Source organism: Nonomuraea sp. NPDC049028, from assembly GCF_043197735.1.
Lineage (GTDB): Bacteria > Actinomycetota > Actinomycetes > Streptosporangiales > Streptosporangiaceae > Nonomuraea.
This window is the reverse complement of sequence record NZ_JBICTR010000008.1, coordinates 20,134-40,936: the sequence shown is the minus strand read 5'-3', so window position 1 is coordinate 40,936 and position 20,803 is coordinate 20,134. Positions and strand designations below refer to the sequence as shown.

The 20,803-nt window shown below is 71.1% G+C and carries 17 protein-coding genes; 8 read left to right on the top strand and 9 right to left on the bottom strand.

Translation table 11 applies throughout. The features are described 5' to 3' along the window. Positions 1–196 precede the first annotated feature (196 nt). A complete protein-coding gene (locus ACGFJ2_RS30445) occupies positions 197–1,336 on the bottom strand; it encodes a serine hydrolase domain-containing protein (RefSeq protein ID WP_393474076.1) in 1,140 nt (379 codons plus the stop codon). Between the two features lie 151 nt (positions 1,337–1,487). Beyond that, positions 1,488–2,486 (bottom strand): sporulation protein, encoded by a 999-nt coding sequence (locus tag ACGFJ2_RS30440; protein ID WP_393474073.1) that lies wholly within the window; start codon positions 2,484–2,486, stop codon positions 1,488–1,490. Between the two features lie 139 nt (positions 2,487–2,625). On the opposite strand from ACGFJ2_RS30440, the gene ACGFJ2_RS30435 reads away from it, so the two are divergent. Together ACGFJ2_RS30435 and ACGFJ2_RS30430 are read left to right on the top strand one after the other, a co-directional pair. Beyond that, positions 2,626–3,075: a helix-turn-helix transcriptional regulator gene (locus ACGFJ2_RS30435; protein WP_358176707.1), complete on the top strand. Its 450-nt coding sequence runs from the start codon at positions 2,626–2,628 to the stop codon at positions 3,073–3,075. Positions 3,076–3,202: 127 nt separating this feature from the next. Then, entirely contained in the window at positions 3,203–5,596 is a 2,394-nt protein-coding gene (locus ACGFJ2_RS30430; RefSeq protein WP_357938207.1) for an excinuclease ABC subunit UvrA, read from the top strand. Positions 5,597–5,696: 100 nt separating this feature from the next. Here the strand turns inward: ACGFJ2_RS30430 and ACGFJ2_RS30425 are convergent, their stop codons facing one another. Further along, entirely contained in the window at positions 5,697–7,013 is a 1,317-nt protein-coding gene (locus tag ACGFJ2_RS30425; RefSeq protein WP_393474069.1) for an MATE family efflux transporter, read from the bottom strand. Positions 7,014–7,263: 250 nt separating this feature from the next. Here ACGFJ2_RS30425 and ACGFJ2_RS30420 point away from each other — a divergent pair, with 250 nt between their 5' ends. From ACGFJ2_RS30420 to ACGFJ2_RS30400, 5 genes are read left to right on the top strand one after another with little or no spacing between them, the layout of a single operon-like run. Beyond that, positions 7,264–7,755, top strand: coding sequence for a hypothetical protein (locus ACGFJ2_RS30420; RefSeq protein WP_357938211.1), 492 nt, complete (start codon positions 7,264–7,266; stop codon positions 7,753–7,755). Then, complete coding sequence (locus tag ACGFJ2_RS30415; protein WP_393474063.1) at positions 7,755–9,149, top strand: hypothetical protein; 1,395 nt, start codon at positions 7,755–7,757, stop codon at positions 9,147–9,149. The genes ACGFJ2_RS30420 and ACGFJ2_RS30415 overlap by 1 nt, the downstream gene beginning before the upstream one ends. Continuing rightward, entirely contained in the window at positions 9,146–10,513 is a 1,368-nt protein-coding gene (locus ACGFJ2_RS30410; RefSeq protein ID WP_393474061.1) for a VWA domain-containing protein, read from the top strand. The genes ACGFJ2_RS30415 and ACGFJ2_RS30410 overlap by 4 nt, the downstream gene beginning before the upstream one ends. A gap of 11 nt (positions 10,514–10,524) precedes the next feature. Continuing rightward, the gene (locus tag ACGFJ2_RS30405) at positions 10,525–11,637 is read left to right on the top strand and encodes an AAA family ATPase (RefSeq protein WP_358430499.1); all 1,113 of its coding nucleotides are present in this window, start codon (positions 10,525–10,527) and stop codon (positions 11,635–11,637) included. Beyond that, positions 11,634–14,420, top strand: a complete 2,787-nt coding sequence (locus ACGFJ2_RS30400) for a DUF5682 family protein (protein ID WP_393474059.1) — start codon at positions 11,634–11,636, stop codon at positions 14,418–14,420. The genes ACGFJ2_RS30405 and ACGFJ2_RS30400 overlap by 4 nt, the downstream gene beginning before the upstream one ends. 93 nt (positions 14,421–14,513) lie before the next feature. Here the strand turns inward: ACGFJ2_RS30400 and ACGFJ2_RS30395 are convergent, their stop codons facing one another. The 3 genes from ACGFJ2_RS30395 to ACGFJ2_RS30385 form a co-directional block, all read right to left on the bottom strand. Further along, positions 14,514–15,290: an SGNH/GDSL hydrolase family protein gene (locus tag ACGFJ2_RS30395; protein WP_357938221.1), complete on the bottom strand. Its 777-nt coding sequence runs from the start codon at positions 15,288–15,290 to the stop codon at positions 14,514–14,516. Beyond that, on the bottom strand, positions 15,287–17,569 hold the full coding sequence (locus tag ACGFJ2_RS30390) for a xanthine dehydrogenase family protein molybdopterin-binding subunit (protein WP_393474054.1): 2,283 nt from the start codon (positions 17,567–17,569) through the stop codon (positions 15,287–15,289). The genes ACGFJ2_RS30395 and ACGFJ2_RS30390 overlap by 4 nt, the downstream gene beginning before the upstream one ends. 96 nt (positions 17,570–17,665) lie before the next feature. Next, positions 17,666–17,953: a hypothetical protein gene (locus ACGFJ2_RS30385; protein WP_357938225.1), complete on the bottom strand. Its 288-nt coding sequence runs from the start codon at positions 17,951–17,953 to the stop codon at positions 17,666–17,668. 69 nt (positions 17,954–18,022) lie between these two features. On the opposite strand from ACGFJ2_RS30385, the gene ACGFJ2_RS30380 reads away from it, so the two are divergent. Beyond that, a complete protein-coding gene (locus ACGFJ2_RS30380; RefSeq protein WP_357938227.1) occupies positions 18,023–18,502 on the top strand; it encodes an MSMEG_6728 family protein in 480 nt (159 codons plus the stop codon). Here the strand turns inward: ACGFJ2_RS30380 and ACGFJ2_RS30375 are convergent. The 3 genes from ACGFJ2_RS30375 to ACGFJ2_RS30365 all read right to left on the bottom strand — a co-directional run bounded on the left by ACGFJ2_RS30375 (position 18,495) and on the right by ACGFJ2_RS30365 (position 20,714). Continuing rightward, a complete protein-coding gene (locus tag ACGFJ2_RS30375; protein ID WP_393474051.1) occupies positions 18,495–19,592 on the bottom strand; it encodes a Dyp-type peroxidase in 1,098 nt (365 codons plus the stop codon). The two genes, ACGFJ2_RS30380 and ACGFJ2_RS30375, sit on opposite strands and share 8 nt — an antisense overlap. Then, complete coding sequence (locus tag ACGFJ2_RS30370; protein ID WP_393474049.1) at positions 19,589–20,098, bottom strand: copper chaperone PCu(A)C; 510 nt, start codon at positions 20,096–20,098, stop codon at positions 19,589–19,591. Before ACGFJ2_RS30370 ends, ACGFJ2_RS30375 begins: the two co-directional genes overlap by 4 nt. Positions 20,099–20,171: 73 nt before the next feature. Next, a complete protein-coding gene (locus ACGFJ2_RS30365; RefSeq protein WP_393474047.1) occupies positions 20,172–20,714 on the bottom strand; it encodes an MFS transporter in 543 nt (180 codons plus the stop codon). Positions 20,715–20,803: the final 89 nt, after the last annotated feature.

Here is a 20,803-nt window from a genome sequence, read left to right as displayed (position 1 = left end):
TGTCCGTCCTTTCAGGAATGGCCGAGTCAAGTCGCACTGAGTTACCTCAACCTGGTCCGAAACCGCTGTTCATGATTTCCTGCTGACCTGGGGAAACACGGCTTATTCGTATTCATCGCTGAATGCGATGCGGCAAAAACAGAGCGACGGTCCGCTTGTGCCGGGCCGTCGCTCTCCTGGGCGCTGCTGCCTGCGGTTATTCACACAGCGCGGTGTCGAGGGCGGCTTCGAAGTGTTTGAAGGCGGACAGTTCGGTGGGCAGCGCGGTGACGGCGATGGTGGCGGCCCGGCCGTCGTCGGTGATGGCGTTGGCGGTGGCGTAGCCGGGGGCGGAGCCGCCGTGGGACCAGGCAAAGCCGCCGCAGCTGAGCTTGAAGGTGGCCAGGCCGAGCCCGTAACGGGAGCCGCCGACGGAGTCGAAGCCGGGGGCGTCGACGGTGGTCTTCATCTGCTTGAGCTGCTCGGGCTCGAGCAGCTTGCCGCCCAGCAGCGCGCCCATGAACCGGTTGAGGTCGGTGGGGGTGGAGATCAGCTGCCCGGCCGCCCAGGCCATGGAGGGGTCCATCGTGGTGACGTCGGTGTACGGGTCGCCGGACTTGGCGGCGTAGTAGCCCTTGGGGTGCGGGCCGCGGATGGACTGGTCGCCGAGGGCCGGCCAGTACGTTTTGCGCAGCCCGAGCGGCTCGATGATCCGCTGGGTGATCTGTTCGCCGATCGGCCGGCCGGTGACCTTCTGCGCGATGAGTCCGGCCAGTATGTAGTTGGTGTTGCTATAGCTCCAGCCGTGGCTGGGGGAGTTCTTGCTGGTCAGCCCCGCGTCCACCAGCTCACGCGGCTCGTAGTGGGTGTGCTGGATGGCCAGATAGTCCTTGATCAGGACGTCGTCGTAGTCGGCCAGGCCGCTGGTGTGCTGCAGCAACTGCCGGACCGTGATCTCGCGGCCGTCGACGCCCTTGCCGCGCACCACCTTAGGTAGGTACTTCTCGACCTTCGAGTCCAGGTCGATCTTGCCCTCGCCGACCAGCTGCAGCACGACCGTGGCGGTGAACATCTTGGTGTTGCTGGCGATGCGTACCTGCCCGTCGACGGGGACCTTCGCCTTGGTCTCCAGGTCGCCCACTCCGGCGGTGTAGTTGCGGGTCCGCCCGTCACGCCCTCGTACGGCCGCCAGCGCGGCGGGGTACTTGTCGACCTTGACCAGGGCGTCCAGGCTCTTCCGCACGGCGTCGGTGTCGGCGCTTGCCGGTGTGGCGGACAGGCCCAGGCCGCTCAGCGCGGCGACGGCCACCGCCGCCAGGGCCAACCGGCTACGACGCTTGGTGGAGGGGTACGACATCGGGGGGCTCCCTGCTTGGTGGCTTGTTTGCGATGCCACAAGCCTGTCGGCCGGACCACCTCATGATCGATCCCACTCGCTGGAATTCAGCGGTATAGCCAGCGCTACCGGCGTTCGGGCGGGCCGTCACGGCCCGCCACCCGGCTTCGCGCTACCAGTCGCCGCCTTCCTCTTCCTCGTCGCCCTCGAAGATCTCTTCGGCCACCTCGGCCGCGACGAACCCGCCCACCAGGCCCGCGGCGCCGGCCGCGGCCACCGTTCCCCAACCGGGACCGCCACCGCGGTGGTGGTCGTCGTGGTGCCCGTAGCCCTCGTGATGCTCCATGTGGCCGTGCGAGCCGTAACCGCCGTGCGACCCATAACCGCCGTGCGAGCCGTAACCGCCGTGCTGGGCCAGGCCGGTCAGCCAGCGGTCGAGCTCACTGGACCAGTCGGTGTGCAGCGCGTCGTCGTGGCTGACATGGAAGCGGCCGATGGCGTCGCCGGAGTAACGGCCGGCCCGCTTGTCGGCCTCCAAGATGACCTCCAGCCCGGCCGGGCTCGCCACGAAGGTCAGCTCGACCTCGCCCACGACCCCGGCGTGCTGGGCGGGCGGGTAGAACTCGATCTCCTGGTAGAACGGCAGGTCCTGGTGCACTCCGTACAGGTGGCCGGCTTCCAGATCGGCGGACTTGAAGTGGAAGCCGAGCCGCAGCAACGCCTGGAGGATGCGGAGCTGGGAGGGCAGGGGCTCGACCGCGATCATGTCCAGGTCGCCCTTGTCCACGGCCTTGGCGATGGCCAGCTCGGTGCGTACGCCCAGGGCCATGCCGTTCAGGTGCTGGCCGTCGATCTCGCTGATCGGCGTCTCCCACGGCACCGGGATCTGGAAGTCGAGGGTGCGGTTCTCGCCCTCGCGCAGCGTGAAGGGGCCCGAGACCTGGGTGCGGGAGAACTCGCCGAGCCCGCCGTGCTCGCCGTCGCCGTGCTCGATCTCCACTCGCGCCACGAGGCCGAGGGTGATGTGCTCGATCTCGGCGTCGAAGTCGCCGCCCTTGAGCCGTACCTGCCCGGTCAGCAGCCCGCCCGGCTGGATGCGCGGGGTGGAAAGGACGGTGTCCACCGAGGGCGCGCCCACGCCGAAAGCGCCCAGCATCCGTTTGAAGACCACGCTGTTGTCTCCCTGTCGTCGGGATCGGTTGTGTCAGCCGCCCGTCACAACGATCAACGCGAGGGCCGGGTTCCGGAGGCCGGGCCACTTCAAAAGCCATCGCTGGGCACCTCCGGCGCGACGTGGCACGATCGGGTAGGTGACCAGCAGCCCCGCGGCGGCCCAGCACCTGCGCGACCTGGCCCGCCTGCGCCGCGTTCGCGACCGGATCGACCGGGAGTACGCGCAGCCGCTGGACGTCGAGGCGCTCGCCCGCGGCGCGCACATGTCGGCCGGGCACCTCAGCCGCGAGTTCCGGCGGGCCTACGGGGAGTCGCCGTACGGCTATCTGATGACGCGGCGTATCGAGCGCGCGATGGCGCTGCTGCGCCGTGGAGATCTCAGCGTCACCGAGGTGTGTTTCGCGGTCGGCTGCTCGTCGCTGGGCACCTTCAGCACCCGCTTCACCGAGTTGGTCGGTGTACCGCCCAGCGTCTACCGGCGCCGTGCCGCACGCGCGACGGCGGGGATGCCGCCGTGCGTGGCGAAGCAGGTGACCAGACCGGTCAGGATTCGAGAAGCACGGGTCACCGAGCCGCACCTAGCCTGAGCGATGTCGGGAGGGCGGTCCGCCAGTTCCGGCCCGCCCCGCCGATCAGGTAGACAGGGGGCCGTTGCCGAAGGGGGCGACCTGATGGGGAGCGCGACGGCGGCCCCGCCCAACAGATGGAGACACGATGAGCATGGCCACGAGGACGGACACGCAGTCGCCTGAGCCGAACGTCGCCGACAGCCACGACCTGATCCGCGTGCACGGCGCTCGCGAGAACAACCTCAAGGACGTCAGCGTCGAGCTCCCGAAGCGCCGGCTGACGGTGTTCACCGGCGTCTCCGGCTCGGGCAAGAGCTCGCTGGTGTTCGACACGATCGCCGCCGAGTCGCAGCGGCTGATCAACGAGACCTACAGCGCGTTCGTCCAGGGGTTCATGCCGACGCTGGCGCGGCCCGAGGTCGACGTGCTCGACGGGCTGACCACGGCGATCATCGTCGACCAGGAGCGGATGGGCGCCAACGTCCGCTCCACCGTGGGCACCGTCACCGACGCCAACGCGATGCTGCGCATCCTGTTCAGCCGGCTCGGGCAGCCGCACATCGGCTCGCCCCAGGCGTACTCCTTCAATGTCGCCTCGATCAGCGGAGCGGGTGCGGTCACGCTCGAGCGCGGCGGGAAGGCGGTGAAGGAGCGGCGCGAGTTCAGCATCACCGGCGGGATGTGCCCGCGCTGCGAGGGCATGGGCAAGGTGAACGACATCGACCTGACCCAGCTCTTCGACGACTCCAAGTCGATCGCCGAGGGCGCGATCACCATCCCCGGCTACAAGACGGACAGCTGGTGGACAGTGGGGATCTTCGCCCAGTCGGGCTTCATCGACCCCGACAAGCCGATCCGCGACTACACCGAGACCGAGCGGTACGACTTCCTCCACCGCGAGCCGACCAAGGTGAACGTCAACGGCGTCAACCTCACCTACGAGGGGCTGATCCCGAAGATCCAGAAGTCGTTCCTGTCCAAGGACCGGGAGGCGATGCAGCCGCACATCCGGGCGTTCGTGGACCGGGCGGTCACCTTCACCGCCTGCCCCGAGTGCGGTGGCACCCGGCTCAGCGAGGCGGTCCGGTCCTCGAAGATCAAGGGGATCAACATCGGCGACGCGTGCGCCATGCAGATCAGCGACCTGGCCGAGTGGGTCCGCGACCTCGACGAGCCGTCGGTGGCGCCGCTGCTCGCGAAGCTGCGGCACACCTTCGACTCGTTCGTGGAGATCGGGCTGGGCTACCTCTCGCTCGACCGGTCGTCGGGCACGCTGTCGGGTGGCGAGGCGCAGCGCGTCAAGATGATCCGCCACCTCGGGTCGTCGCTCACCGACGTCACCTACGTCTTCGACGAGCCGACGATCGGGCTGCACCCGCACGACATCCAGCGGATGAACGGCCTGCTGCTGCGGCTGCGCGACAAGGGCAACACGGTGCTCGTCGTTGAGCACAAGCCGGAGGCGATCGCGATCGCCGACCACGTCGTCGACCTCGGCCCCGGCGCCGGTACGGCGGGCGGCACCGTCTGCTTCGAGGGCACCGTCGAGGGGCTGCGGGCCAGCGGCACCATCACCGGACGCCATTTCGACGACCGGGCCGCCCTCAAGGAGACGGTGCGCAAGCCCACCGGCGCGCTGGAGATCCGCGGCGCGACGGCGAACAACCTCCGTGACGTCGACGTCGACATCCCGCTCGGCATGCTGGTCGTCCTCACCGGGGTGGCGGGCTCGGGGAAGAGCTCGCTGATCCACGGCTCGGTGTCGGGGCGGGACGGCGTGGTCTCGATCGACCAGGGCGCGATCCGCGGCTCGCGACGGAGCAACCCGGCGACCTACACCGGACTGCTCGAGCCGATCCGCAAGGCGTTCGCGAAGGCCAACGGGGTGAAGCCGGCGCTGTTCAGCGCCAACTCCGAGGGCGCCTGCCCCACCTGCAAGGGCGCCGGCGTCATCTACACCGACCTGGCGATGATGGCCGGGGTCGCCACCACCTGCGAGGAGTGCGAGGGGAAGCGGTTCGAGGCCTCGGTGCTGGAGTACCACCTCGCCGGCCGCGACATCAGCGAGGTGCTCGCGATGTCGGTGACCGAGGCCGAGAAGTTCTTCGGCGCCGGCGAGGCGCGTACGCCGGCCGCGCACGCCATCCTCGACCGGCTCGCCGACGTCGGGCTCGGCTACCTCAGCCTCGGCCAGCCGCTCACCACGCTGTCCGGCGGCGAGCGGCAGCGGCTCAAGCTGGCCACCAACATGGGCGACAAGGGCGGCGTCTACGTCCTGGACGAGCCGACCACCGGCCTGCACCTCGCCGACGTCGAGCAGCTGCTCGGCCTGCTCGACCGGCTCGTCGACTCGGGCAAGTCGGTCATCGTCGTCGAGCACCACCAGGCGGTCATGGCGCACGCCGACTGGATCATCGACCTCGGGCCGGGCGCCGGCCATGACGGCGGCCGGATCGTCTTCGAGGGCACACCGGCCGACCTCGTCGCCGCCCGCTCCACCCTCACAGGCGAGCACCTCGCGGCCTACGTAGGCGCCTGACCGAGGCCTTTGCGGACTCGGCGCCGGATCACCGTTCGGCGCCGAGCACCGCCCAACTGCCGGATCACCGTACGGCGCCGAGCACCGCTCAACCGCCGGGTCACCGTACGGCGCCGAGCACCGCCCACCGGCCGGACCGCAGTCGGGCCAGCTGGGTGGTCATCCGAATCACCAGGAAGGCCGACAAGCCCGACCAGATCCCCACCAGCCCCCAGCCGAAGCTCAGCGACCCCCATACCAGCGGCAGGAACCCCAGCACCGCCGCACTCAACGTCGCGGTCCGCATGTACGCCGCGTCCCCGGCGCCGAGCAGCACTCCGTCCAAGGCGAACACGACGCCACCGATCGGCTGCAGCGCGACGAAGAACCACCACGTGTGGGGCATCTCTGCCAGCACCGTCGCATCGGTGGTGAACGCGTGGGGCAGGATGCCGGCCAGCGCCGCGAACACCACCCCGAGCAGCGCCCCGAAGACCAACCCGCAACCGGTCACCTGCCAGGCCAGCCGGCGCGCCCGCTCCCCGTCGCGCGCGCCGAGCGCGGCCCCGACCAGCGACTGGGCGGCGATGGCCAGCGCGTCGAGCACGAAGGCCAGGAACATCCACAGCTGGAACACCACCTGGTGGGCGCCGACCGCCGCCGTGGAGGTGTGCGCGGCGACCACAGTCGCGGACACCCAGCACGCCTGGAAGACCAGACCGAGCACCATCATGTCGCGCGCGAGGCCGAGCTGGGCGCGCATCGCGGCCGGGACCGGCGCGAGCGGCACGCCCTCGGCCAGCAGCGCCCGCACGAACAGGCTCGCCGAGATCACCTGCGCGACCACATTGGCGACCGCCGAGCCGTTGAGCCCCCAGCCGAACCCGTGCACGAGCACCGGGCACAGCACCGCCGAGATCCCGTTGCCCACGAGCACGTAGCGGAGCGGACGCCGCATGTCCTGTACGCCGCGCATCCACCCGTTGCCGGCCAGGGTGATCAGGATCATCGGGGCGCCGAGCAGGGCGATCCGCAGCCAGCTCACCGCGGCGGCGGCGACCCGGTCGTCCCCGGCGAGCAGGCCGGCGATCGGCGCGGCGAGCAGTTGCCCGGCCACGATCAGCACCAGCCCCACGATCGCGCCGAGCCAGGTCGCCTCCACGCCCTCGATCACGGCATCGGTACGGCGGCCGGCGCCGTGCAGCCGGGCCGCGCGGGCGGTCGTACCGAAGGACAGGAAGCGCATCTGGGTGGCGATCTGCGCCAGCACGATCGCGCCGATCGAGAGCCCGGCGAGCGGCACCGCGCCGAGATGGCCGACCACGGCGGTGTCGACGAGCAGGTAGAGCGGCTCGGCGGCCAGGACGCCGAGCGCGGGCACCGCGAGTTTGAGCAGCTGACGCAGGGGAGACCCGGCCTGGTCGACATGATCCACCATGCGCTCCTCCGGTAAGGCGCTCAGCCCGCTTTCGCTCCTGACGGCCGACTTTAACTGTAAGGAGCACTTAGCGGCAATGCCTCTTACTTCGATAGTCGAAGCCAAGGTCGGGCGTGCTCTCGGAGGTGATCGAAACGCGCCCGCGCTTCCCCGCGAATGGGGTAAATTACGCGATCACTGATCGGCCGTTCGCACAGGTGCCGCCGCACCGGCAGGCGTCCGCGAGCCGCTGGGCTGGAGGTCGAAAGGCGTGACCGCGGACAGAACCGCGTGGGAGCAACACAGCGTGGCACGGGTGGTCTCTCCCGTCAGACCGCGCAAGCTGGCGAAGGTGCCCTTCGTCGAGATGGCCGACGGGCGGTTGCAGGGAGTCGTGTCGAGCGGCTCGGACATCAGCCGGGTGTACGTCTCGTCGGTCACCGCCGGGACCCATACCTACAACTGCAGCACCAACAACAACCGGCCGTGTGGCGGCTTGTACGGCGACATGTGCAAGCACCTGCGATCACTGGTCGATGAGGCGGTGCTGCAGTACGGCCAGGACCGGGTCGCCGGCTACCTGCGGGTGGAGCTCGCCGAGGGGGAGAGGCTGTCCTACCACCTGAACGGTGGTGTCGAGCGTACGCAGGGGGCCGAGGTGTTCAGCCGGTTCCTGCGCCACCTGGCTTACCTGGAGTTGCCCATGACCACCGAGCCCATCGCCGAGCTGCACTGGTTCCCGTCCACCGGGGCGGTGGGCTGATGCTGAGCGTGCAGCTGGCGGAGTTGGCCGACCAGCCCCTTCCGGGTGTCGGCGAGGCGCTCGACCTGGTGACGGGCTTCGACGAGGCCCTGACGAACGGCTTGGCCCGGCTCGGCGAGGAGCGCGCCTCGGCGCTGACCGACCTGGCCGGCGCGGTGGCGGCCACGCCGCTGGGTGACCGGGTGGGCGAGGCGGCGGCCAAGGTCGCCGCAGGCTCGGTCTCGGAGGAGAACGTCACGGCGCTGGCCGGTGGGCGTACCGCGCTGCTGGGCGCGGTGCACGACGCCCTGCTGGGCCGCCTCGACGCGGCGCTGGGCCGGGAGCGGGACTCCTGGGCGGAGCCGCCGGCGGCCGGTACGACCGACAACCTGCTCAGCGGGTGCCGGTCCTGGCTCAACGAGCTGGCCATCACCGGCTGGCGAGGCGTCGACCACGACCTCGTCTCGGCCGTGAGCCAGACGATGGAGGCGCTGCTGGCCGAGCCGCGGCTGCGCCGGCTGGCCGTGCTGATCGACGGCCTGGCGGGGGAGCTGCGCGCGTCGTGCCCGGTCGCGACGATGGAGGTCGTGCCCGCCCGGCGCTGGGCCGACCTGTGGGCGCGGGCGCTGATGCTCACGCAGGCGGGCGGTCTGCCCGCGGGCGCCGCCGAGCCGGTGTCCGGGCGGCTGCTGGTGCTCGGTGTGGACGTGCACGAGCACGCCACCGCCGTGCAGGCGCAGGTCCACGCGATCCTGGAGCCCGCTGACGGCGGTCAGTGCCGTCTGGTGCGTACGAGCGTCGCCGCCACGAAGGTGGACACGATCGTCGGCCCGGCCGTGTGGCGGCTGTTGACCGGGGCCCCGATGTTGCTCAACGCGCTGGCGGAGCATCGCAGCCTGGACGTCAAGGACATGCCACTGCTCGGCGGCGGCGACCTGGTGTGGCACGACGACCGGGCCACGGTGGGGAAGCCCGCGGACCCGTTCACCACGGCGCGGGTCCAGCTGGGGAGCGCGCTCGCCCCCGCCACGCCGCCGCTGGAGCGCCACCCGGTGCGAATCGCCGAGCCGGTGCTGGTCGAGGGCTACTCCGTGCGGAAGGGCGATCCGATGGTGTTCGACCTCGGCGGCAAGACGATCACGGTGGACACCGATCGGCTGCCGTCGTGCGGCCCGCTCACGCCCGCGATCGTGCGCGGCTCCGAGTCGTGCATCGGGCTGCTCCGCTGGGACGCCGGCCGGTGGCTGCTCCAGCCGCTCGCCGTTCAGGGGACGGTCAAGAAGGAGCCGGTCATCGCGCACAACGGCGACTGGGCGCAGGGCCCGACGGACCCCAAGATCGCCAAGTCCGCGACCAAGAACGGCGACGCGGTGGCCGTGCTGCGCGAGCGGGCGGGACGGCTGCTGCGCAAATGACTGCCAACAACGAGAACAGGCGGCAGGTGCTCTACTGGCGCCTGCTGGCCCGGGTGTTCAACACCGAGGAGCAGGCGACCCTGGAGTCGGCCAGCGTGGCCGTCGTGGACGACCTCGGCCTGCCGACCGCCCTGCTCGACCCGTCGGTGTCGGTGGACAACCTCGTGCAGCGCTTCCCTGACCTCGCCGCCGAGTTCGACGGACTGCTCGACCACGCCGAGGACGCCGAGGACTCCGGTGAGCAGGTGCGCAGGGCCGCGCTGATCTCCAAGCTCCTGCTCAACGTCTTCGCCACCGGGACGGGCGACGTCTCGGCCTCCCAGCTCGCCGCCTGGCAGAAGGACGCCGGGTGGTTCAAGCAAGCACTCGGGGGAGGCGGCGGCAGCCGCAACGCTCAAGGCGAAGGAGAAAAGGAGGGCGAAGGATCCGGCCAAGGCCGGGGGCTCGGCACCGGCGGCGGCGGTCGCGGAATCGACGATGCCGAGCTGAACAAGGCCCTGGCCAACCTGGAAGGCGACCTGGTCCGCCGCATGCGCCTGCGCGAGGTGCTGTCCAACTCCTCCCTGGCCGCCCAGCTCAATCCCAGCATGTCGCTCATCGAGCAGCTGCTGCGCGACAAGGACAACCTCTCCGGAGTCGCCCTGGCCAACGCCAAGGCGCTGATCCGCAGGTTCGTCGACGAGGTCGCCGAGGTGCTCCGTACGCAGGTCGAGAAGACCAGCGTCGGCAAGATCGACAAGTCGGTGCCGCCGAAGCGGGTGTTCCGCAACCTCGACATCGAGCGGACGATCTGGAAGAACCTCACCAACTGGAGCCCGGAGGACGAGCGGCTGTACGTGGACCGCCTGTTCTACAAGCACACGGCCAGGCGGACCACTCCGGCCCGGCTGATCGTGGTGGTGGACCAGTCGGGCTCCATGGTCGACTCGATGGTCAACTGCACCATCCTGGCGTCGATCTTCGCCGGGCTGCCCAAGGTGGACGTGCACCTGGTCGCCTACGACACCCGCGCGCTCGACCTGACGCCGTGGGTGAAGGACCCGTTCGAGGTGCTGCTGCGCACGACGCTCGGCGGCGGCACGGACGGTACGGTCGCGATGGCCCTGGCCCGGCCGAAGATCGTCGACCCGCGCAACACCGTGATGGTCTGGATCTCCGACTTCTACGACAACCGGTCGCTGATCGACGACTTCACGTCCCTGCATCGTTCGGGGGTCAAGTTCATCCCGGTCGGCTCCGTGAACAGCTCGGGGTACGCCAGCGTGGACCAGTGGTTCCGCGAAAAGCTGAAAGACCTGGGCACCCCCGTGATCTCCGGCCACATCCGCAAACTCGTGCTCGAGCTCAAGAACTTCCTCACCTAGGAGACCCGCGAATGACCGAGATACTGCGTGCCCCCGCCGAGGTCAAGTACGCCGAAGAGCTCGACTGGCTGGAGTCCGTCGACGACGGCCCCAAGCCGTTCTCGTGGCGGCTCAGCCCCCGGATGGTCCGCCTGTTCGTGCTCGGCTCCGAGCGCTCGGACGGCCTCGACCGCGAGATCCCGCAGAAGTGGTTCGGTGACCGCAGCTTCGTCGAGCGCAGCATCGTGACGCTGGCCTCCGACCGCGGCCTGCTGCTCATCGGCGACCCGGGCACCGGCAAGAGCTGGCTCGCCGAGCTGCTCTCGGCCGCGATCAGCCGCAACTCCACCCTGGTCGTCCAGGGCACGGCCGGCACCACGGAAGACCACATCAAGTACTCCTGGAACGTCTCCATGGTGATCGCCAAGGGGCAGTCCCGCCAGTCGATGATCCCCTCGCCCATCATGACGGCGATGGAGCGGGGCGTGATCGGCCGCTTCGAGGAGCTGACCAGGTCGACCAGCGACGTCCAGGACGCCCTGATCTCCATCCTGTCCGAGAAGTACGTCTCCATCCCCGAGCTCGACGACGACAACATCGTCTTCGCCCAGCCCGGATTCTCGATCATCGCCACGGCCAACAGCCGGGACCGGGGCGTCAACGACCTGTCGTCGGCGCTGAAGCGGCGGTTCAACTTCGTCCGCATCCCCGTGGTGACCAGCAAGACCAGCGAGGCGGAGATCGTCCGGTTCCGTACCACGGAGCTGCTGCGCCGGCACCGCATCGAGCTGGACGTGCCGCCCACACTGCTCGACATCCTGCTGCAGAGCTTCGCCGACCTGCGGAGCGCGGCGGCCTCGGCCAAGAGCGACGACGACAAGCTCGAGTCGGCCCTGTCCACGGCCGAGCAGATCGGCGTGCTCGAGGACGCCATCCTGCACAGCCAGTTCTTCGGCGACCGCCAGTTGCGGGCGGAGACGCTCGGCGGCTCGCTGGTGGGCTCGCTGGCCCGCCGTCAGCCGGAGGACCTGGCCATCCTGAACAAGTACTGGCACGGCATCGTCGAACCCCGCAGCAAGAAGGACGGCGGGCCGTGGACGGACTTCCTCGAAGGTGGCCGCCAGGCCATCAAGACGCTCTCATGAGCCCGTTCGGCGCACTCCGCGAGCAGCTGCTGGACGCCGCCGCCGCGTTCGCCGGCGAGCCGGACACCCTGGCCGGGATCCTGTCGGGCCTGGTCGACGACGTCGACCGGGCACTGAGCGAGCAGCTCGAGATCTTCCCGGTGTGCCACCACTCGCCGGCCTCGGCGCTGGCCATGGTGCGGCGCCTGCGCGAGAAGCAGCCCAAGGTCATCTACCTGGAGCTGTGCGAGGACCTGCGGCCGCTGCTCGACGAGCTGCGCAACTGCCGCCTGCCGGTGGCGCTGCAGGCGTTCGCCTCCGACGTCGACGGCTTCCCGGCCAGCTGGGAGCCGCTCAGCGTGGTGGCGCCCATCACGGAGGTGTCGGCCGAGTACCAGGCCATCTCGTACGCGCTCAACACGCCGGACGTCGAGCTGGTGCTGGTGGACCGCTCGACGGACCACGTCTTCCAGTGGCTGCCCCGCGACCCGGCCGACCCGGCCGAGCCCAAGCAGGGCGGGGACGACGACGCGGGCCTGCACGGCGACGCCGTGGGCGTCGAGATCGGCGACCTGCGGCCGGGCTTCGCCGAGCTGGAAGAGCACCTGCTGCACCACGGCAAGGTCCGGCACTGGTCGGAGTGGTGGGACCAGTACGTCGAGCAGCCGCTGACCGGCGCGGACTACGAGTCGTACCGGCAGGTCATGGTCCTGATCGGCAGCCTGTTCCGCCGCCTGCGCCCCGAGGGCGACCGGCGGACGGACCGCGACGAGGACCGCGAGCGCTACATGTGGACGCGGATGCGCGAGCACCTCGCCGAGACGGGCGCCGACCCGGCCGAGTGCCTGTACGTCTGCGGCGCCTTCCACGCGGCCAGCCGGGTGGAGCAGTTCGGGCTGGCATCGGACGCGCCCTTCGAGATCACCCCCCGTACGGCCACCCAATGGCTGTACGGGCTCATCCCGTCGAGCCACTCCGCCATCGAGGCCCAGTTCGGCCTGGCCTCCGGCTCGGTCTCGATCGCCGCGGCCACCTGGGAGAAGGCGCTGCAGCGCGACGGCGTCAAGCCGTACCAGCTGGCGGGCCAGAAGAAGCCGGCCAAGAAGCCACGGAAGCCGGTGGCGCCCGCCCCGCCGCAGCAGGTCACCGACCGGCTGTCCGGCTTCCTGGCCAAGCCGCCGGTCCTGGACGGCCTGGACGAGGCCGAGCTGCTCGGCTGGTCCGTCGACATCGTCCGGCTGGCCCGGCGCAACGGCTACCAGTCCAGCACCGCCGACGCCATCGCCGTGTTCGAGACGTCGATCCTGCTCGCCGGGCTGCGTGGCCGGGGACGTCCCACGCCGTACGACTTCCAGGACGCCGCCGTCACCTGCATCGAGAAGGACACGGTGCCGGGCCGCCGGGACGTGCGCCGCCTGTGCGAGATCCTGCTCGGCGGCGACCGGATCGGCCAGGTGGGCTACCACGCCATGCCGCCGCTGGCCCAGGACGTGTTCGACCGGCTGCGGCCACTCGGACTGGACCTGAGCAAGCGCACGGTACAGCGGGCGCTCATGGACCTCAAGGCGGACCCGCACCTGGTGCCCTGCTCCGACCTGCTGTGGATCCTGCGTCACCTGCTGCCCGACGACGCCGTACGGCCCATCATGGGCGCGCGGCGACTGGGCGAGCGGGCGATCCAGGAGAGCTGGGACCTGACGATCGGCAAGCACCAGCGCTCGATCATCGAGCTGGGCTACGAGGGCATCACCGTCGAGCAGGTGCTGGAGCAGCGGCTACGGCGCAAGGTGTGGGATCCCAAGGCGACCGCGGCCGTGGCGCTCGCGGCCGTCGAGGACTCGATCCTCTACCTGCGCAGCCGGCGGTTCACCGACGAGCTCGGGGCGCGGGCCGTGGAGCTGCTGGCCGCCGAGCGGTCCGTCGACGACGCGCCGGAGGTGCTGCGCCGGATCAGACGGCTGCTGGCCCACTACCGCGCGACCGAGCCGGAGCTGCCGGCCTGGTGCGAGGCGTTCGTCACGGCGGGGTTCGCGCATTACTGCACGCTGCTGCCGACCGCCTTCGTGGACGAGTACACCGGTGTCCGGCAGGTGTCGGCCATGCTCGGGTTCCTGTTCACGATGGAGAGCCTGGCGCTGGCACTGGGCTGCGAGCGGGCCCAACTGGAGATCGCGGTGCGGCAGTCGCACCCGGAGGCGCCCGCCAAGGTGGCCCTCCTGTGGTCGGCCCAGTACCTGCTCGGCACGTTGCCGCTGGCCGAGCTGCGGGCGCGCTGTGACGAGCTGCTCGCCAACCCGCTCGTGATCCCGGCCTTCCCGGAGTACATGAGCGGGTTCGCGCAGGCGATGGAGCCGGCTCCCGCGCTGGCGTCGTTCGTGGTCGAGCTGATGTCGAAGGCCTTCGGCCGGTTGCCCGACTCCATCCTGCTGCCGTGGCTGCCCGGCCTGATCACCACCTTGCGCGAGCAGGCCGGTGAGCTGGTGCCCATACTGGTGCGCGAGGCGGGCCGTACGTTCCCCGGCGGCCTGACCGCGCTCGACCAGTGGACACCGCCCTGGTCGGCGAAGCCCCCGAAGAAGGCAGTAGGTGCGGCGGCGCCCGCGCAGGCGGGCCCGGTGACCGACCTGCTGGCGGGACATCCGGCCGCGACCGACGCCGTGGCCGCGCTGCTCGGCTGCGAGGGCGGCTGGCAGCAGGCCGCCGACGGCCCGTCCGGCGGCTCGTCCAGCGGGGAGGCGGGCGCGCTGCTGGCCCGTCACCCCGAGACCGCCGACGCCGTGGCGGCGGTGCTCGTCAGCGTGTGAACCGAGGACCGGCGCCTACCGATTCACCGGTAGGCGCCGGTCTGCAGGGTTCGGCGGCCCCGCCCTGCTCCCAGGCGCCCCGGTCGCGGCGGGTCACATGGGAGGTGGCGGCACCGGGCCGAGCTCGGGACGCTTGGCGACGCGGCCGTCTCCCGAGGACCGGCCGCGCAGACGCCGGTAGATCCAGGGCCCCGCGAAGCTCGCGACCCAGCGCACCTCGGCCCCGGCCACCCGCCAGCGCGCGGCCGGGGGAAGCGGGGTGAGCGGGACCGACCAAGTGTCGTCGCTGCCGGGCAGCCCGATGGCATGGGCGATGGCGGCGGCGATCCTGGCGTGGCCCAGCGGGCTGGCGTGCAGCCGGTCGCTGCTCCACATCCTGGCGTCGGTGGTGAAGGAGTGCGGGAAGGTGTCGACGACGATGACACCGTGGCGGGCCGCGGCGGCCTTGATCCGGTCATTGATGTCGAGCACCCGGGGGACCAGCCGCCGGGCCAGCGGAGCGATCTTGCCGATGTCGGGGAAGGTCACGGTCACCACGCACGCGCCGGACGCCGTGAGCTGCGCGAACATGTCTTCCAATGCCGAGGCGACCGCGACGGCGTCGAAGCCGGGCCGGACGAGGTCGTTCATGCCGGCCATCACGGTGGCCAGGTCGGGCCGCAGGCGCAGCGCCGGGCCGAGCTGCTCGTCGCGGATCTGCCCGGCCAGGCGCCCGCGGACGCCCAGATTGGCGTACTGGACGTCGGGGTTCGCGACGGCCAGCTGCTCGGCGAGCCGGTCGGCCCAGCCGCGGTGGCCCCGGACGTCGTCGCCGTCGCCGAGGCCCTCCGTCTGGCTGTCACCGAGGGCGACATATCGGGCGTAGGTCATCCAGAGAGTAGAGCCCACAACACGGCCGGGGTCAACGGCGTTCCGGTGACGCGGTCGGCGATCTCCGGCAGCGCGGCGGCGACCGCGTTGCCGATGGCCGCCGGCGGGCCGATCGTCCCCGACTCCCCGGCGCCCTTCATGCCGCCCGGCGTGCGCGGCGAGGGCACCTCCAGCGTCGCGAGCCGGATGTCGGGGATCTCCCGGGTGGTCGGCAGCAGGTACTCGGCGACCGGCTGCCCCTCCTCGGTGTAGACGATCTCCTCTGTCAGCGCCATGCCGATCCCCTGCGCGATCCCGCCGAGAACCTGGCCCTCCACGATCGCCGGGTTGACCAGCACGCCGGAGTCGTTGACGGCCCAGTAGCCCTCGACCTCGACCGCTCCCGTCTCCGGGTCGACCGCGACCGCCGCCGCGTGCGCCCCGTAGGCGTACGTCATGTCGGCCGGATCGTAGGAGACCCGCTCTTCCAGTCCGGGTGTGGCCCCCTCGGGCAGGTCCCAGCCCCGCCACGCCGACGTGGCGATCTCCCGCAGCGTCAGCGACGCCTGCGGATCTCCCTTGACGCGTACGACGGAGTCGACGATCTCCAGGTCGGCCGGCGCCGCCTCCAGCCGATGGGCGGCTATGGCCACGATCTTCTCCCGCAGCCGGTCCCCGGCCAGGGCCAGCGCGCCGCCGCCCACCGCGAGCGAGCGGCTGGCGATCGACCCGATCGAGGAGTACGGCGTGGCCGAGGTGTCGCCCAGCACCACGCGTACCCGGTCGAGCGGCACCCCCACCCGGTCCGCCGCGATCTGGGACAGCGCCGTCTCGATGCCCTGCCCGACCCCCGACACACCCGACGAGACGACGACCGAGGCGTCCTGCTCCATGCGCAGGATCGCGGTCTCGAAGCCCCCGGCCAGCATGCCCATGGCCTTCATGCCCATCGACGAGCCGAGCCCGGTGCCCTCCACATGGCAGGAGTAGCCGACGCCGCGCCTGCGCCCGTCGTCACGGGCCGGGGGAGTGACCAGGTCGCGCAGGGTACGCAGGGCGCGGGGATAGTCGCCGGAGTCGTACGCCTGCCCGGTCCGGGACGTACAGGGGAGCTCGTCGGGGCCGAGCATGTTGCGCAGCCGCAGCTCCACCGGGTCGGCGCCGAGCCGTCTGGCCGCCTCGTCGATCAGCCGCTCCCTGGTCCAGGTGGCCTCCGGCTGGCCGAAGCCGCGGTAGGAGCCGGTCGGGGTGGTCGTCGTGACGACGGCGCGCAGCCGTACCCCCGCCCGGTCGAAGCGGTAGGGGCCGGGCAGCAGCGTGGCGGTCACCGCGAACGGCGAGATGCCGACGTTCGACGGGTGGCCGCCGAGGTCGCCGACGACGTCGGCGTGCAGCGCGACGAAGCGCCCGTCCGCGTCGAGCGCCAGACGGGCCCGGTGTACGGCGGCCCGCGAGGGCAGGGTCGCGGCGAGGCGGTCGGTGGGCGACTCCGTCCAGCTCACCGGGCGGCCCAGGCGCATGGCGGCCAGGCAGATGAGCACCTCGTCCGGATACAGGTGCTCCTTTCCCCCGAAACCGCCGCCCGCGTCGCCGGTCACCACGCGTACCCGATCGTGCGTGAGCCCGAGCGCGTCCGCGGCCTGCTCGCGCACGTGGTGCGGGGACTGCGTCGAGGTCCGCACGGTCAGCTCGCCGTCGGTGAAGTCGGCGACGATGCCGCGCGGCTCCAGCGGGTACGGAGTGGCCCGGCCGAACGTGAACGTCATCTCCACCACGTGCGCGGCCCCGGCGATGACCGCGTCGCAGTCCTGGTCGCCGAGCGTGAAGTCGGTCAGCACGTTGCCGCCCCAGTCCGGGTACAGCAGCGGGGCGTCATCGGCCAGCGCCCGCTCGATCCCGATCACCGGGGGCAGTGCCTCGTATCCGAGGTCGAGCAGGTCGGCCGCGTCCCTGGCGGCCTCAGGCGTCCGCGCGATCACCACGGCGAGCGGTTGGCCCACGTAGCGGATCGCCTCGTCGAGCGCCAGGTAGGAGGTGACGGGCTGGCCGGGGCTCAGGGTGACGCAGGGCAGGCGGACCGCGGCGGCGTCGCCCGGCGTGATGACGTCGAGCATCCCGTCGACCGTCCACGCCTCCTTGGCGTCCCAGCTCACCAGCCGTCCGTGGGCGATGGGGCTGCGGACGACCACCGCGTACGCCATGCCGGGCAGCCGTACGTTCGCGACGTAGCGGGCGCGCCCGGTCAGCAGCCGGGCATCCTCGCGACGGGGCGTCCTGGCACCCACATAACCTTCAGCCATAGCCCGATTGTGAGCGTGGGTGGGGCGCCGGTCCATCGACACACGGGTGTCACTCGGCTACCTCTTGTGTCATCCGACTGCCTCCCGGCACGGGTGTTACCCGGCCGCCTCCCACACGGCCTCGAAGGCGGCTCCGGTGATCTCGGTCAGCTCCCAGATCTCCACGGCCTGCTCGGTGAGGAAGCCGTGCTCGTCCTGCAGATGGCGCCACCAGTAGCGGTGCGCGGCGCGGTCGGGTCCGATCTCGATCTGTCTGACCGCCCAGTGCTCGCCTTCGCCCTCGACGGTCTCGAACAGCCATAGGCCGCCGCGCTCGTCGTCGCCGCGCCAGTGGTGGCGCGGCAGGTCCGACTCGGTGAGCTGCTTGATCAGGTCGGGAAGCACGGCTCCACTCTAGGTTGATCGTGAGCCGCCATGGGTAGCCGGTGGGCATGAGGCGACCACGGGGGAGCTGTGCAGACGTTCCTGCCTTATCCCGACTTCGCGCGCACCGCGGCGGTCCTCGACCCGCTGCGGCTGGGTAAGCAGCGGGTCGAGGCCCTGCAGATCCTGCGCGCCCTGACGATCCCCGGCTACGGCTGGCGGCACCACCCGGCGGTGCGCATGTGGGCGGGTTACGAGGAGGCCCTGGTGCGGTACGGGCTCGACGTGTGCGGCCGGTGGTGCGCCACCGGCCGTGCCGACACCTGTGCCGGCACCCTGGCCAGGGAGTTGGCCGAGCGCTGTGGCAGCACCGCCGTCCGCTCCCAGGTGTGCCTGGAGGCGGACGGCGAGCTGCCGCCGTGGCTGGGCGACGCCGGTTTCCATCTCAGCCACCGCTCCGCCCTGCTGCGCAAGGCGCCCGGCTTCTACCGGCCGCTGTTCGGCGACGAGCCCGACGACCTGGACTACGTCTGGCCCGCCTCGGGCCGCCCGCCCTCGTGCCTCACTTGAGCAGGCTGTCCCCGATCCAGCCCTCGGGGGCGCAGCCCGGTGGGATGGCGAAGACGGCCGAGCCGACGGGTGTGATCCACTCGTTCAGCAGGTCGCCCTTGGCCAGGTTGCGCTGAATGGGAATGAACTGCCGGTCGATGTCCGCCTGGTAGGAGGCGAACAGCAGCCCGGAGTCCGATTTGCCGTCCGGAGTGAGCCCTTCGTCGTAGTTGTAGGGACGGCGCAGGATGCGCAGCCCCGGGTCCGTGACGTGGGCCCGCCTGATGTGGGCGTACTCGGAGATGATCGGGAAGCCGAGCTTGTTCACCTGGCTGTAGTCCGCCTCGTCGCGTTCCGCCCGGCCGGTCAGCGGGGCGCCCGTGTCGAGGCGGCGGCCGATCGTGAACTCCCTGGCCACCCGGTCGGCCGCGTCCCATGACTCCAGGCTCATGCGGATGCGCCGCAGCACCAGGGTGGTGCCGCCGCGCAGCCACGCGGGTCCTTGGGAGATCCACACGGCCCGGTCCAGGTCGGCGGGCTGGATCGTACCGTCGACCTGGCCCATCAGGTTGCGCCGTGTCGCGCTCTGGAAGCCGCGCTGGATCCAGCGGACCTTGGCGAACGCGCGGGCGTCCTTGACGATCATCCGCAGCGCGTGGGCGACGGTGACCCCGTCGTCCGCGCAGATCTGCGCCAGCAGGTCGCCGCCGCTCCACCGCTTGTCCAGCTTGTCGATCGTGAACGACGGCAGCGGAGCCACCGGCGACTCCGCCTTCACCGCCGCGAACAGCCCCGGACCGAAGCCGAACGTGATCGTCAGCCGGGCGGCCGTCGCGGCCAACTCGGGCTCGGTGTCGGCCAGCGCGGGCCGCCCCTGGGTGAGGCGGCGCGCGTCGTCGGTCAGCAACTGGAGGAGCCGTACGACGGCCTCCTTGTCGCTGTCCGGCGACAGGTCGAGGCCGACGAAGACGGCGTGCGCCTGCGGAGGCGTCGCTATCCCGGCCTGGTGAGGCCCATGAAAGGGCTCGACAGTGGCTTGTGCGGGGGCTGCGGTCAGGGCGCCCACGGCCGTCAGAGCGCCGCCGGCGAGGAGACCCCGGCGGCTGATCACTTGTGGCCCATGCCGGGCTGGTAGTCCTCCTTGCCACCGGCGAAGTCCTTGCCGATCGCGGTGAACTCCAGCGGCTTGCCGCCCTTGACGGTGAGCGTGAACGGGATCCGGGCGCCCGGCAGCACCTCCTGCGCGACGCCCATCAGCATGATGTGGTCGCCGCCGGGCCGCAGCTCGTGCGTGCCGTGCGCGGGGATGACGAAGCCGCCCTCCTTGGGCCGCATGATCATCTTGCCGCCGGACTCCACGACCTCGTGCAGCTCGATCTTCGGGGACAGCGGCGAGGCGCCGGAGACGATCGTCACCTCGGCGCCGGTGTTGTTGACCAGGGTGCCGAAGGCGGCGCTCATCCCCTTCTTGGCAGTCTTCACCCAGGGGTCGGTGATGGTGAGGGCCGGGGCGGCGACGGCGGGGGACTGCTCGGCCGGTGCGGCGGCGACCTGCGTGGAGCCGCAGCCCGCGAGTGCGATGGCGGCGGCGAGCAGCAGGGCATGGCGAGAGAACATGGGGAAAGGCCTTTCTCCACCCGGTACGGCACGCCGAAGCGCGCCCTGCCGGGCGTGGTCGTCAAAACGGAGGTCAGCTGGTTTCGACGACCATCGGCGGACCTCGCCCAGAGACCACGTGCCGCAGCACGGCCGAGCGGAAGACCGGTGGCTCCGCCGTACACGGAGCCGGGAACGGCGCCCGGATGACGGGCAGCAGCACGACCAGCAGCCGTATGGCCAGACGGCGCAGCAGCCCCCAGAGCAGGGCCTCGCCGCGCGCCAGCCACAGGGCGGTCAACCCGATCGCCCAGCCGTGCGCGACCAGCATGCCGAGACCCGGCACCAGGCCCGAGTGCGCGTGACCGATCGCCGCGATCGGCGAGGCGGCGTGGGCCAGCGAGAACAGCAGGTGCATGACCACCTGGAGACCGCCGAGCAGCGGCAGGATCGCGCCCATGGTCCGCTCGCGCCCCGACAGCGGGAAGGCCGCCGCGAACGACAGCCCCAGCGCGATGCCCATGGCCGGTGCTCCGACCGTGCCACCGCCGAACGCGTGCGCCGCGACGCCCAGCCCGAGGCACACCGCGGCGAAGGCCGAGGTGCGGGCGAGGCGGAAGGGCAGACCGGCGGTCACAGTGCCGACATCATTCCACGGTAGTGGGTCGCCCCGTGATCAAGCATCGGAGTGAATACTCACTCCGCTATTGACGGAGTGAGTATTCA

Excerpts from the sequence above, each read along its gene's own strand:
- ACGFJ2_RS30405 (WP_358430499.1), top strand. The coding sequence starts at position 10,525 with ATGACCGAGATACTGCGTGCCCCCGCCGAGGTCAAGTACGCCGAAGAG.
- ACGFJ2_RS30445 (WP_393474076.1), bottom strand. The coding sequence starts at position 1,336 with ATGTCGTACCCCTCCACCAAGCGTCGTAGCCGGTTGGCCCTGGCGGCG.
- ACGFJ2_RS30430 (WP_357938207.1), top strand. The coding sequence starts at position 3,203 with ATGAGCATGGCCACGAGGACGGACACGCAGTCGCCTGAGCCGAACGTC.
- ACGFJ2_RS30410 (WP_393474061.1), top strand. The coding sequence starts at position 9,146 with ATGACTGCCAACAACGAGAACAGGCGGCAGGTGCTCTACTGGCGCCTG.
- ACGFJ2_RS30415 (WP_393474063.1), top strand. The coding sequence starts at position 7,755 with ATGCTGAGCGTGCAGCTGGCGGAGTTGGCCGACCAGCCCCTTCCGGGT.
- ACGFJ2_RS30400 (WP_393474059.1), top strand. The coding sequence starts at position 11,634 with ATGAGCCCGTTCGGCGCACTCCGCGAGCAGCTGCTGGACGCCGCCGCC.
- ACGFJ2_RS30370 (WP_393474049.1), bottom strand. The coding sequence starts at position 20,098 with ATGTTCTCTCGCCATGCCCTGCTGCTCGCCGCCGCCATCGCACTCGCG.
- ACGFJ2_RS30425 (WP_393474069.1), bottom strand. The coding sequence starts at position 7,013 with ATGGTGGATCATGTCGACCAGGCCGGGTCTCCCCTGCGTCAGCTGCTC.
- ACGFJ2_RS30395 (WP_357938221.1), bottom strand. The coding sequence starts at position 15,290 with ATGACCTACGCCCGATATGTCGCCCTCGGTGACAGCCAGACGGAGGGC.
- ACGFJ2_RS30390 (WP_393474054.1), bottom strand. The coding sequence starts at position 17,569 with ATGGCTGAAGGTTATGTGGGTGCCAGGACGCCCCGTCGCGAGGATGCC.